At 45.3% G+C, this 13,503-nt stretch carries 12 protein-coding genes; 3 read left to right on the top strand and 9 right to left on the bottom strand.

The window, feature by feature from the left end; all coding sequences use genetic code 11:
- The first annotated feature begins 34 nt into the window (after positions 1–34).
- The 3 genes from AC5ZC7_RS28920 to AC5ZC7_RS28930 all read left to right on the top strand — a co-directional run bounded on the left by AC5ZC7_RS28920 (position 35) and on the right by AC5ZC7_RS28930 (position 3,105).
- Entirely contained in the window at positions 35–655 is a 621-nt protein-coding gene (locus AC5ZC7_RS28920; protein WP_496160888.1) for an alpha-ketoglutarate-dependent dioxygenase AlkB, read from the top strand.
- A gap of 16 nt (positions 656–671) precedes the next feature.
- Positions 672–1,577: a hypothetical protein gene (locus tag AC5ZC7_RS28925; RefSeq protein ID WP_496160889.1), complete on the top strand. Its 906-nt coding sequence runs from the start codon at positions 672–674 to the stop codon at positions 1,575–1,577.
- Positions 1,578–1,686: 109 nt separating this feature from the next.
- A complete protein-coding gene (locus tag AC5ZC7_RS28930) occupies positions 1,687–3,105 on the top strand; it encodes an META domain-containing protein (RefSeq protein ID WP_496160890.1) in 1,419 nt (472 codons plus the stop codon).
- Between the two features lie 73 nt (positions 3,106–3,178).
- Here AC5ZC7_RS28930 and AC5ZC7_RS28935 read toward each other — a convergent pair whose 3' ends face one another.
- The 9 genes from AC5ZC7_RS28935 to AC5ZC7_RS28975 all read right to left on the bottom strand — a co-directional run bounded on the left by AC5ZC7_RS28935 (position 3,179) and on the right by AC5ZC7_RS28975 (position 13,423).
- Complete coding sequence (locus AC5ZC7_RS28935) at positions 3,179–3,607, bottom strand: VOC family protein (protein WP_496160891.1); 429 nt, start codon at positions 3,605–3,607, stop codon at positions 3,179–3,181.
- Between the two features lie 80 nt (positions 3,608–3,687).
- Positions 3,688–4,482 (bottom strand): DUF6597 domain-containing transcriptional factor, encoded by a 795-nt coding sequence (locus tag AC5ZC7_RS28940; protein ID WP_496160892.1) that lies wholly within the window; start codon positions 4,480–4,482, stop codon positions 3,688–3,690.
- A gap of 90 nt (positions 4,483–4,572) precedes the next feature.
- The gene (locus AC5ZC7_RS28945) at positions 4,573–4,911 is read right to left on the bottom strand and encodes an IPT/TIG domain-containing protein (protein ID WP_496160893.1); all 339 of its coding nucleotides are present in this window, start codon (positions 4,909–4,911) and stop codon (positions 4,573–4,575) included.
- 211 nt (positions 4,912–5,122) lie between these two features.
- Positions 5,123–5,869, bottom strand: a complete 747-nt coding sequence (locus AC5ZC7_RS28950) for a succinate dehydrogenase/fumarate reductase iron-sulfur subunit (RefSeq protein ID WP_496160894.1) — start codon at positions 5,867–5,869, stop codon at positions 5,123–5,125.
- 15 nt (positions 5,870–5,884) lie between these two features.
- Entirely contained in the window at positions 5,885–7,795 is a 1,911-nt protein-coding gene (locus AC5ZC7_RS28955; RefSeq protein ID WP_496160895.1) for a fumarate reductase/succinate dehydrogenase flavoprotein subunit, read from the bottom strand.
- Between the two features lie 6 nt (positions 7,796–7,801).
- Positions 7,802–8,470, bottom strand: a complete 669-nt coding sequence (locus AC5ZC7_RS28960) for a succinate dehydrogenase cytochrome b subunit (protein WP_496160896.1) — start codon at positions 8,468–8,470, stop codon at positions 7,802–7,804.
- 22 nt (positions 8,471–8,492) lie between these two features.
- Positions 8,493–9,923 (bottom strand): DASS family sodium-coupled anion symporter, encoded by a 1,431-nt coding sequence (locus AC5ZC7_RS28965; RefSeq protein ID WP_496160897.1) that lies wholly within the window; start codon positions 9,921–9,923, stop codon positions 8,493–8,495.
- An 11-nt stretch (positions 9,924–9,934) separates the two neighbouring features.
- Entirely contained in the window at positions 9,935–11,113 is a 1,179-nt protein-coding gene (locus AC5ZC7_RS28970; protein WP_496160898.1) for a porin, read from the bottom strand.
- A 147-nt stretch (positions 11,114–11,260) separates the two neighbouring features.
- A complete protein-coding gene (locus tag AC5ZC7_RS28975) occupies positions 11,261–13,423 on the bottom strand; it encodes a S46 family peptidase (RefSeq protein WP_496160899.1) in 2,163 nt (720 codons plus the stop codon).
- Positions 13,424–13,503: the final 80 nt, after the last annotated feature.

Consider the following 13,503-nt stretch of genomic DNA (forward strand, 5'->3'; position numbering starts at 1 on the left):
TATACACTGCGTAGCGTGTTCCTAAATTTATATTATGAATGTGCAGGGAAGTTTCTTCGATGATCAGGATGCAGCCAAAGAGATTTCATTACTGAATGGGGAGCTGGTCTATTATCCACAGTTTTTTACTACCGTGGAGAGTGACGATTTCATGCGTATACTCACCAATAGCATTGCCTGGAAACAGGAATCTATGATGATGTATGGGAAACCTGTTTTATTTCCAAGACTGATGGCCTGGCATGGCGATGCCACCTCTTCTTACCGCTTTTCCGGGAACACCTATGCACCCGAAAACTGGACGCAGGCCTTAACCCAAATACGCGATCGTATTACCCCGGTGAGTGGGCATGCTTTCAACAGCGTGTTATTGAATTTATACCGTAACGGAAACGATTCCATGGGCTGGCATGCAGATGACGAGCCGGAACTGGGACCCGAACCGATCATTGCTTCCGTAAACTTCGGAGCTACCAGACGCTTTCTCCTGCGTTATAAAAGTGACCATCACCGCAAATATGAATTGCCACTGCAACACGGCTCACTGCTCATTATGAAAGGTTCCCTGCAAACATACTGGGAACACCAGGTGCCTAAAACAGCTAAAATAAGCACGGGGAGGATTAACCTCACCTTCCGATTCATCTACCCTTAAAAACCGATTGTATCTTATGAAAAACCACGTACTATTAATTGGAAATGATATCAACAACATTTCCCGCGGACAAAGCTGGAAAGACCTCCTACAGGACATTATCACTTTCTGTCATGCAGGCGATTGTGTAGAGCTGGACAACAAAAAGCCTTTCCCCCTGTTGTATGAAGAAATATTTTTAACGGCCAGCAAAAATCATAAAATCCGTGAAAAAGATCTGAAATCCTTCATCGCTATCAAAGCCGCGGAAATAAAAGGTAATACCATACACAGCGCCATCAGGGCGCTCAAACCAGCACATATCCTGACTACCAACTATGAGTTTACCCTGGAAGGCAGTACGCCGCTGGAAAACACCAGTTTAATCAACGAAAAGTTTTACAGCATTTTCAGAAAATATAAAGTTGGCGATACTAATTACTGGCATATCCACGGCGATTGCCTTAACCCGATGAGTATTAATCTTGGCTTTGAACACTATGGTGGGCAACTACAGATGATGCGTAACTACGTAGTCAGTGGCACCGTGTATACGTCGAAAGAAGTGCCACGCCGCTCTTTACTACGCCGTATACATTCGAAAGAAGTATACTTTCATTCCTGGATTGATCTCTTCTTTACGGATGATGTTCACATTTTTGGGTTGTCGCTCGACTTTGTTGAAACAGACCTTTGGTGGTTACTCACCTACAGGGCGCGGCAAAAGTTTCATCATAAAAATGTACCGGTACCCAATAAAATATATTACTATATACCGGAAGAATATGTAGCTGCCTCCAAATTCAAGCTGGATCTGCTCGCGGCCAATGATGTCACCGTCATTGCCCTGCCTGGAAAAGATAAGCTGGCCTATTATGAATCTATTATATATGGCATTGGCAAAACAAATAAAACAGCCTACCATGGCTGCATTAGCGATTAATACGCCTCTAAGAGTGAGTCTGGCAGCGTTTTTGAAAAATATGGATTGTTGTAACAAAAGATAAAACCTGATCGTTCCTTTTGTTGTTATTTATTAAAATCTATATTTTATGCTATTCGAATTAGCCATCACGCTCGCCACCACTTTCATGGCCCCCGTTCAAAACAAGCCAGCATCTGCAAAAACGCAGGTGATCTATGTGAAAGAAACCAAGGAGCCCTGCACAGGAGTGGCGCCTATGGAGTGTTTGCAGATAAAAGGCGTTAATGACGCAGACTGGTCCAATTTATACACCAATATTAACGGCTTTAAATACGTTCCCGGTTATCGTTATAAATTGAGAGTAAGAATTACCCCGGTGAAAAATCCACCGGCAGATGCGCCTAATATTAAATACACTTTAACAAAAGTGTTGGAAAAAAAGAGAATCCGTACCAGCAGCCAGTTAACAGCTATTATCGACAAAAGATGGGTACTGGTTCAAATGGATGACGCCAACATTGCTGATGGTAAAACCTGGCTGGAATTTGATGCCACCAACAAACGTGTTTCCGGTAATGCCGGCTGTAACCGCACCATGGGAAGCTTCTCTACTGCAGGTAGCAACATTACCTTCAGCAAAATGGCAGGTACACTGATGGCATGCCCGGATAGAGATATCATGCAACGGGAAGGAGCTTTCCAACAGCATTTGGACGACCAAACCTTCAGATATGAAGTAGTAGGTAGCACCCTAAACCTGGTTCAAAACGGTAAAACAGTGATGCAATTCAGCTTGCAGCCTAAAGGCGGAGCCGCTGGTAATACCGGTAATAAAGGCATTACCGGCAAGAAACTGACACTGACACAACTCAACGATGAAAGTATCAGCAACTCCGGTGTGTGGATTGAACTGGATGCCAAAAAGAAAAACTATCATGGTAAAGGTGGATGCAATGGCATCTCCGGTGGTTACACTATGGTTGGTAATAAAATCACTTTCACCCGTGGCGTAAGCACCATGATGGCTTGCCCCGATGCGGATGTGATGCGTCGTGAAAGCGCATTCCAGCAACTGCTGGGCGGACATAGCTTCACCTATTCTGTAGATGGAGACGTAGTAACCCTTTCTCAAAATGGTAAAGCCGTGATGCAGTTTTCTACGGAAGCAAAAGATGATGCCGCTGCTCCCGATAGCAAGCAATGGGCATTCATTGCCAGCAAAAAATGGAACGTGATTAAAATGAATGATGCTACACTTACCAATGCAGGTATGTGGGTAGAATTCGACACCAACAAAAATCGCTTTCATGGCAAAGGCGGATGCAACAGCATTTCCGGCGGCTACAATGCTACAAAAGACGACATCAAATTCTCCCAGGTCATCAGCACCCGTATGGCCTGCCCCGATGCCGCCGCGATGCGTCGTGAAACCGAATTCATCAAACTGCTGAGCGACAATACCTACCACTATGATGTAGCGGATCAAACACTCAACCTGTATAAAGACGGGAAAATTATCCTCATGTTTGGTATGCAGGATAAATAATCAACTGTATATAAAAGTAATGGCAGCCAGTAACATCCCGTTATTGGCTGCCATTATATTTTACTCTCCGGTATTATGCAGGCAATACTACTTCCCCCCGCTCATTCAATTCCCAGAATGGGTTGTGTGCTACTTCAAATAAATGGCCTTCCGGATCACGGAAATAGCCGCTATAGCCACCCCAGAAAACTTCCCGGGCCGATTTAACGATCTCAGCTCCCGCCCTGGCGGCAAGTTGTAACACTTCATCTACCTCTTCCCTGCTCCTGGTATTATAAGCCAGCGTGATGCCGCTAAATCCTGTTCCTTCGGCCGGCTGAAGTGCATCTTCTGCTAAGCTCTCCCGCGAGTAAAGCGAAAACAGTATTCCTCCCAGCGAAAAAAATGCGATATGCTCGTTACTGGCAGCAGATTTTTTCCAGCCCAGGCCCTGTTCATAAAATTGTAATGCACGCGAAAGGTCACGCACGCCCAGCGTTATTAATGTTAATCGTTGTTGCATAAAAAAGGTGCTTTATCACTCATCAATAAAGGTAGAGAACCCCGAAAAATGTTGTTTGTATAAAAACGACAATGATGTAATTACAAGCTCTTTGCGGCTAATACCGGATTAATGCGCTGCAAATATGTAGTAGGGCTCACACCGGAAAATGCACTAAACTCACGTGTGAGATGTGCATGATCATAAAATCCATTCTCTAATGCCAGCGATAACAACGGCGTATGCCCGTTTCTTTTCAACTGCTGCTTGATGGTAATAAAACGCACAATGCGCGAAAATTTTTTTGCGGACACTCCTACTGCTTGCAGGAAATGTCTTTCAAAATTACGGGGGCTCATAAATACTGCGGCAGCCAGCGTTTCAACGGCTACGTTACCTTTGGATTGCTGAATTAACGCAATACCGTGGTGCATACTTTCAGTGATGATTTTCTTTTCCGGTAATTGTTGCAACAGGAATTTCTCCAGGCAATGTATTTTTGCCGGCAACGAAATTTCCTTTGCCAGTAAGGGTTCCAACAGGGCATGCCAATTCCCCGCCATTTCCTTTAATGGCAGGTGTGCATCCGTAATCAATTGTAACGGCAAACCGATAAAGGCATACAAGCCACCCGGGCGAAACCGTATACCCAACAATTGCGTACCTGCTGCTATCAGTGAGTCCTGGAAAGCAGTCATAGTACCTACTGCAAAAGCGGTATGTGGCGCAATTTTATCACCATTATCAATGGTAATCACTTCTTCCCCAATATTAAATATAATATCTGCACAAGTATCCGGCAAGATGCGCTGCTGGCCAAGCGACGTTACCGCGCTTACCCAATAGGCGTCTATATAATTACTTAATAAATGATGAGGCCGTATCTCTTTGTACATACAGCAAGTGTAGGCAAAAAAACTGAATTAAAACAGAATGGGTAGATGATCTTAAAAGACCTCTACCCATTACATTTAACTCACACTCTTTTAAAAGCTGGCTGCTACCAACTTAGGATGATAGGCAAACATCATGGCGTTAGAGATATTGTCTCCAACCGTTACCACTACGGGTACAGTAGCTACTTTCTGTACAGGTACCTGTACCAGCAAATAGTTCGATTCTGCCCGCAACACCTGCGCAGGCACCGTTCCAAAGATTACTTTGTTCTGGTTTTTGTCTTCACTAAAACCGTGTCCTTTAATAATCAGGAAGTTACCAGCATTACCGGTTACTACTTCAGTAGTGTTTTCTTTTTGATTAGGGGAACAGGCCGTCATGGCTGTTATCAACAGCATAATAGCTGCTACAAACATTCTAATTTTCATCTTATTAATTCTTTTTTTGGGGGGTCACAAGCCCTGTTAACAAATATTCACCGGGGTTAACACTATTGCAATTGCAACTCATTTCAGCAACAGCATATTTCGGTATTCAAACGGACGCAAATTTACGACGTAATTTTCAAAAAAAGACAAGTATCCTAACTTATTTTTAAAATAAGTAGTATTACGTGTACGGACATATGAAAAGAGAATTTTACTTTTTCAGCACCTGCGCTTTGTTATACTCATAGTTCATGCGGGCAATGTGCAGCACGGATATTTGCTGCGGACATTCAGCTTCACACGCTTCCGTATTACTGCAGTGACCAAAGCCTTCCTTGTCCATCTGATCTACCATTTTTCTCACCCTTTCTTCCGCTTCTATTTTTCCTTGCGGCAACAGCACCAGGTGCGATATTTTTGCACTGGTAAATAGGGCCGCACTGGAATTTTTACATACTGCTACACAGGCGCCGCAACCAATGCAAGCGGCGGCATCAAAGGCCGCTTCCGCCACCGGCGAACCTATCGGCATATCGTTGGCTTCCGGCGCCTGTCCTGTATTTACAGAGATAAATCCACCAGATTGTATCACCCGGTCAAACGCCGTACGATCTATTTTCAAATCACATTTTACCGGAAAAGCAGTAGCCCGGAATGGTTCTATTACAATTTCCTCATTATCTCTGAACGTACGCATATGTAACTGACAGGTGGTAGTATTCACTAACGGACCATGCGCACGCCCGTTAATCATTACACCACATTGTCCGCAAATGCCCTCGCGGCAGTCGTGATCAAACTCCACCGGGCGCGTGCCTTCCTGCAACAATTGCTCATTAAGCGTATCCAGCATTTCCAGGAAAGACATATGCGGGTTAATATCTTCCAAAGTATAATTCACCATTTTCCCAGGTTCCTGCTGGTTTTCCTGCCGCCATATTTTTAATCGTATACGCATAACCGTTAGTTTAAGTTATTTGTAGCTTCTTACTGAAGGTGTTACAAATTCGAAATGCAAAGGCTCTTTGTGTAATAATGGTGGCTTGTTTGCGCCCTCCCATTCCCAGGCAGATATAAAAGAAAAATCCTGGTCATTGCGCATCGCCTCCCCTTCCGGCGTTTGGTGTTCTACCCGGAAATGTGCGCCACAGGATTCATCACGGGCAAGTGCATCATAACACATCAGCTCTCCCAACTCCAGGTAATCGGCTACCCTCCCGGCCTTCTCCAACTCTGTATTGATAGCATATCCACCTGGAACGTATAACCGCTGCCAGAACTCCTCCCGTAATGCCGCTATCTCTTTGATAGCCGCTTCCAGTCCTTCCTTCGACCGGCTTAAACCACATTTATCGTATAAGATCTTCCCCAATGTTTTATGGAAATAATCTGCACTTAGATTGCCCTGTATGCCCATTAATCTTTTCAATTGCTCCTGCACATTTTCCTCTGCCGCCGCAAATGCCGCATTCCTGATATCTATAGGCCCCGTTTTTATCTCCTCTGCGAGGTAGTTGGCCATGGTGTAGGGCGCAATAAAATAGCCGTCAACACAGGCCTGCAAGAGAGAATTGGCGCCTAACCGATTGGCCCCATGGTCAGCGAAGTTGGCTTCTCCCAAAGCAAACAATCCAGGGATGGTGGTCATCAACTCATAATCCACCCATAATCCACCCATAGAAAAATGCGCTGCCGGAGAAATACGCATCGGCTCCTTGTACGCATCTACTCCGGTAATTTTTTCGTACATGCGAAACAGGTTGCCATACTTTTTACGAATCGTATCTTCTCCCTGATCCTTAATGGCTTTTGAGAAATCGAGATACACCGCATTTTTTAGCGGCCCTATGCCATAACCCGCATCTATCCGCTCTTTGGCGGCACGGGAGGCGATATCACGGGGAGACAGGTTGCCAAAGGCGGGATATCTTCTCTCCAGGTAATAATCTCTTTCCTCTTCCGGGATCTGGTTCGGCTCCCGTTCTTCCCTTTCTTTTTGGGGGACCCAGATACGTCCGTCGTTTCGCAGGGACTCCGACATCAATGTGAGCTTTGACTGGTATTCCCCCGACTGTGGCAGGCTGGTAGGATGAATTTGGGTCCAACTGGGATTAGCCATATAAGCCCCTCTTTTATGCGCCCGCCAGATGGCAGAACCATTGCAGCCCATCGCCAGCGTAGACAGGTAATAAATTTTACCGAATCCACCGGTTGCCAATACCACTGCATGTGCGCCATGGCGCTCCAGTTCCCCGGTATCCATGTTACGCACAACCACGCCTTTCGCTTTTCCATCTACCACTACCAGATCGAGCATTTCATGACGGGCAAACAATTGCACCGTACCCGCCCCCACCTGCCGCATAAGCGCCTGATAGGAACCCAGCAAAAGCTGTTGCCCGGTTTGCCCCCGTGCATAGAAAGTACGCGAAACCTGTACCCCACCGAAAGACCGGTTATTCAGGTATCCGCCATACTCACGGCCGAAAGGAACACCCTGTGCCACGGCCTGATCAATCAGGTTAGCACTGCATTCTGCCATACGGTATACATTGCCTTCCCTGGCCCGGAAATCGCCCCCTTTAATGGTATCATAAAACATACGATATACACTGTCACCATCATTCTTGTAATTTTTACAGGCATTCACGCCTCCCTGCGCTGCCACAGAATGCGCCCTCCGGGGCGTATCCTGGAAACAAAAACTCTTCACGTTATATCCCATCTCTCCCAGCGAAGCGGCAATAGAACTGCCCGCCAACCCCGTTCCTACCACAATTACATTCAGCTTCTTCCTATTGGCCGGATTTACCAGCTTTGCATGTGCTTTGTAATAACTCCACTTGTCTTCCAGTGGGCCACCCGGTATTTTTGCGTCCAGCATAACCAACTATTTTAAGAAATGAACATAAATGGGCATTGCCGCGAATCCAGCACTGATGCCAATACTAAATATCCAGCCAAACACTCTGACCCAATGCGCATACCGCGGATGATAAAGTCCTAATGTGCGGGCTGCACTGAAGAAGCCGTGCAATAAGTGATAACAGAGCGCTACCATACAAATCACATATAATATCACGTACCATAACTCGCTGTAAACGCTCACCACCAGGATGTATAAATCCTTATGTCCATTAGCATCCAGCGGCAGATTGCCAAATTTGTACATGTACCAGAAATCTTTCAGATGAAGTACCAGGAAAATAAAAATAATGGTACCCAGGAGCCCCATATTACGGCTGTACCACTTACTCACAGCCCCTCTGCGATCATAATGATATTTAACTTTGCTGGCGCGGTTATTGGCCATCGTAATAATGATAGCATACACCACATGCCCGATAATACTGGCAAAGAGTACATAGGAAATCACTTTGATAATGATATTATCCGAAAGGATATGGGAGTACAGGTTAAACTGCGTATGCGCCCTTTCTGCCGGCAAAAACAATTGTAGATTACCGGCCAGGTGTATCACCAGGAAAAAGCAGAGAAATAACCCTGTAAATGCCATCCAGTTTTTCCTGGATAATGTTTGCTGCTTCCATTGACCCATAAAAATATTTTTAGCGATACGTTTACCAGATACCCAATACTTTCCACCAAATCCCGCCCAGTCCCATCCATATAATGATTAATACCACGCTTAACACAAACCCACATTTCCACCAGTCTTTCAGATCTACATAAGTGCTGCCGAAAAATACCGGCGCCGGACCATGTCCATAATGCGTTAATGTGCCGAATATCCCGCCGCAGAATCCCAATACCAGCGCCAGCAACGTGCCTGGTATCCCTACAGAAATACCCACTCCCAGGAAAGCAGCATACATGGCCGCCACGTGGGCAGTAGCACTGGCAAAAATGTAATGGCTATAGAAATATACCAGCACAATAATTGGAAAGGCAATCGTCCATTTCATGCCACCCACCTGTTGCTTCATCAGATCACTGAACCAGGGAATAAAACCCAGTGTATTTAAAAAACTGGCCATCATTACCAGGGCTGAAAACCACACGATGGTATCCCAGGCGCCTTTTTCCGACTTCACATCTTCCCAGGTAAGCACCTGGGATATCAGCAGGAATACCAGTCCTATTAAGGCAGTAGTAGTTGCATCAATACCAAAAAGATCTCCGGTAATCCACAGGAACAAGAGAATAACAAACGCGAGAAGCATCAGCCATTCATTTCTATGTACCGGTCCCATCTCTTTTAACTTCTCCGCAGCCATTGCCGGCGCATCACCGGTTGATTTTAACTCCGGCGGATATATTTTATACAAAATCCAGGGCACCAGAATGACAGACGCAATGGCCGGTACTATAGCGGCCGTAAACCAAGACATCCAGGAAATATCAATTCCCATATTTTTCGCAAACTTCTGACACATGGGATTACTGGCGGTACCAGTTAAAAACATGGAAGAAGTAATAAGGTTCATGTTATAGCTGTTTAATGTCAGATACCCGCCTAACTTGCGATGCGTGGCCGGCTCTTCTGGTATAGAACCAAAGTTGATGGCCATAGATTTCATAATGGGATAAATAATCCCTCCGCCCCTGGCCGTATTGCTGGGTACCGCAGGTGCCAATACAAGGTCTGCCAGCCCCAGACCATAAGCTAAGCCCAATGAACTCCGTCCAAATACCCGGATAAACAGGTAAGCAATCCGCTTACCTAATCCTGTTTTAATAAATCCACGGGCAATGAAAAAAGAAATACCGATCAACCATATCACTTTGTCGCCAAAGCTGCTGAGTGCCAGCGCAATAGACTTAGCCGGGGCTCCCGGTGCCAGCACCCCGGAAACGGCTACCAGCGTGATGGCTATCATCGACATCGTACCCATACTGGCCGCTTTCATGATAATACCAACAATAGTGGCCAGAAAAATAGCCAACAGATGCCAGGCCTCTGGCTTTACTCCGGCCGGTGGCGGTATAAACCAGATCAGCAGGCCAAAAGCCAGGGTAATTAATAGTTGCGGATATTTAATTTCCTTCATAAAAATTGCCTTTAAAATCTACATTGTACCTGTGCAATCAGGAGATTGCTGTTATGCGTTTTGGTTCCTGAAATATCTTTATTGTACTGATCTATTTGCATTCCTAACTGAATACGCCCTCCATAATCTTTCAGAAAAGCCAGGCCCACCATAGGAATGTAAGACCGGCGGACATTTCCGTTATTCTTATGATCTTCATTAAAATATTCATATCGCATTGACACCTCAATAGACGTCAGTTTATGATAATTAATCTTATACCGGAAGTTGGGCAATACATAAACTCCATTCATGATGTAGTTACCCACACCACCTTTGCGCAAGCTATCCGGCAGGGCATAATACAGCTGATGGTTATTCCCCTGTTTATATTCCGACTGCAACTGCAAATCCCATTTGGGCGACAGGGGAATTACGCCGCTGACATCTATCCCTAACGCATATACGCTCTGTCGTTTTACAGCACCAAATCCGCCATTTAGTCCCAGCGATATTTTATTCATGTCTCCAAATTCCAGCCGGGCAGTACCCAGCTTACCATTATCATTGTCTGATGGCTGGTTGCGGTTATTGCCATTCACCACGGAGAGGGCATACTTCATAGGCACTTTACTCTCTTTATTAAAGGCGCCAAACATAGATACGCCTATCTGGAAGCTCTGCCAGCCATTGCTGCCAAAGGCATAGTATTGATTGGAGAAATCCATGGATTGGATAATGTCTACCGGGAACAAGTCTTCCAATCCGAAGGAGGGTCTGAACTGCCCGATGGTAAAGTTGACTGCATCATTCCAACGGTAAGAGATATACGCATTTTCCAGCACCTTCCCTTTGGTATCGCCGGAAAATTCAGCCAGGTTTATCAGTATCGCTGCTGTAAACCGGTCGCTTACCTGCGCTTTTGCCTGTAAACGCGCCCGCTTGATACTAAAGCTATTCCGTACTACTTCGTCCGTGTTAGGCTGGTGTACGCCATTAACGTCTACATCTTTCACTAAAGAGCCGGTATAGCGGGCCTGAAAAACGCCGCCAAAAGAGATCTTCTTAATAAAACCTATCACCTTCGGTACAGAAGAATCTTTTGCAGTGCTGTCTTGTCTTGCAGGAGCAAGTGACCAGGCATATGTATAGCTGGCAGTACAACAGCATGTGATTAAAAAGATGGCAACGCGTAAAATTCGTTTATGCATGCACGGTTGTTAAATGGTTTTGAACAAGGGCTTATCCGGATAACATCCCGATCAAAAAAAAGTTTGCCATTTAACAGAATATAGGGGACAAAAAAATCCCGTGCCGGTATAACCGACACGGGAAATCTTTTATTACTGACTACCGGATTACTTTACCAGCTTCAGCTCATTGATAATATTTTTGGCACCACCCAGTTTTTCGATGCACCATAATACATAGCGTACATCTACACAGATAGTACGGTTGTATTCGGAATCGAACTGGATTTTGTGGCTCAATGCTTCGTAGTTACCATCGAAAGCAAGACCAATCAGTTCTCCGTTAGCATTGATCACAGGAGAGCCGGAGTTACCACCAGTGATGTCGTTGGTGGTAATGAAACCTACTACGATATCATTTTTGCGGGCGTCTTTATACTGACCAAAGTCTTTTTTGTTGTAGAGATCCACATAGTTTGCAGGCAGATCAAATTCGTAATCGCCCGGTACATATTTCTCAATTACGCCTTTCATGGTAGTAACGTAGTCGTAGTGTACAGCATCACGTGGAGCGTATGGTTTTACCTGGCCATAAGACAAGCGCATGGTAAAGTTGGCATCCGGATATCTGTTGGCGTTAGGGCTCATCTGCATGACGCCTTTCAGGTAAGCGCGGCCCAGGTCATTGTTTTTAGCGATGAACTGGTTATATAACGGCAGGTATTTGCCGATATAATTCTTAATGAATGTGCCTGCGTAAGCAAATGCCGGATCATTCTGCAGGGTTACTGCATCCGGGTTAGCAACAAATGCTTTCCATTTGGCATCATCAAAAATGAAGGTATTGTTCATTACTGCAGCGGCCCAGGTACGGAAGGTATTGTCGTCGTCCAGGCTACCATATTTTGCTTTCAGGCCTTCGTAAAAGCCAGCTGGTTGCTGATCTTTAGCGATGTCGGTATAGTACATGCGGCAGGTAGCGGCAAGAATTTTCTGATCACTGGGTTTATTTTCGCCTTCCAGGAAAGTGGTTCTTGCTTTATCAGCTGCTTCTATGGCTTGTTTTACTGCATCTTTAGGTGCGCCCGGGGTTACCAGTGCTCTTTCCACGGCCATCAGGGTACCTGCAAAAGAGGCCACCGGGGAGCCGAGGATACCTTCATTCAGGTAAACGCGTTGTTTAGCGTATGGCGTCCATGATTTATAAGATGCTTCGTAGTCGCGGAGAATATTGGCAAACTCTGGTTTGTCCTGTGCCCATTTGGCAAAAGCAGCTTCCTGTTTTTGTTTATCGGCCAGAACACCGTGTTTTTCGAGTTGTTTGGTTTCACCATCGAAGAATTTCCAGTAGTTTGCGATGCCGGCATAAGAAGAAGCCAATTGCAGTTTTACCGCAGGATCTTTCTTCATTTGCTCAAACATAGCTTTCAGTCTTACATCTCTCAGGTTTACCAGGTATGGATTCTCGATGGCTGTTTTCAGCTGAACGCCATAAGAGGTTTCATAGCGATTGGTACCACCGGGGTAGCCAAAAATCATGGCATAATCATTTTCCTTTACGCCTTTGATAGATACCGGCAGGAAGTGTTTAGGCTTCAGGGGAACGTTATCAGCCGCATAAGGAGCAGGCTTACCATCTTTGCTGGTATATACACGGAAAATGGAAAAGTCGCCGGTATGACGGGGCCATTCCCAGTTATCGGTGTCACCACCGAATTTACCCACGCTTTCAGGAGGAGTTCCTACCAGGCGGATATCTTTATAGCGTTCGTAAACAAACAGGAGGTACTGGTTGCCTTTGAACATAGGTATTACTTTAGCCTCGTAGTTGGTATTTTCAGTGGCTTTAGCGATGATTTCGCTATATGCCTGTTGTTCTTTTTTTGCTCTTTCTGCGCCATCCAGGCCTTTTACAGCATCTTCCACCTGTTTGGTTACGTCATCCACTTTTACCAGGAATTGCACTGACAGCTGGGAAGAAGCGATTTCCTCCTGTTTGCTTTTTGCGTAGAAACCATTTTTCAGGTAGTTATGTTCCACAGAGCTGGCGGCTGCAATAGCGCCGTATCCGCAGTGGTGATTGGTGAAGATGAGGCCTTCATTGCTTACAATTTCTCCCGTACATCCACCACCAAAAATAACAATGGCATCTTTGAGGGAAGCTTTGTTGATGCTATACAGCTGCTCTTTGGTGAGCTTCAGCCCTTTCTTGACCATGTCATTGTAGGTTTGCTGCCCCAATAAATAAGGAAGCCACATGCCCTCGTCAGCTTTAGCCCACTTGATACTTACGCTAAGCAATAAGAGCAAAACCAGTAATTTTTTTCTCATATTAAGTCAGGTTTTGTTTTTAAGGACCTCAAACCTAGCCAATTTTTCGTTAACAGGCACAGGTATAGGGACCAATGGCA

The organism is Chitinophaga sp. 9-1-y (assembly GCF_059511905.2).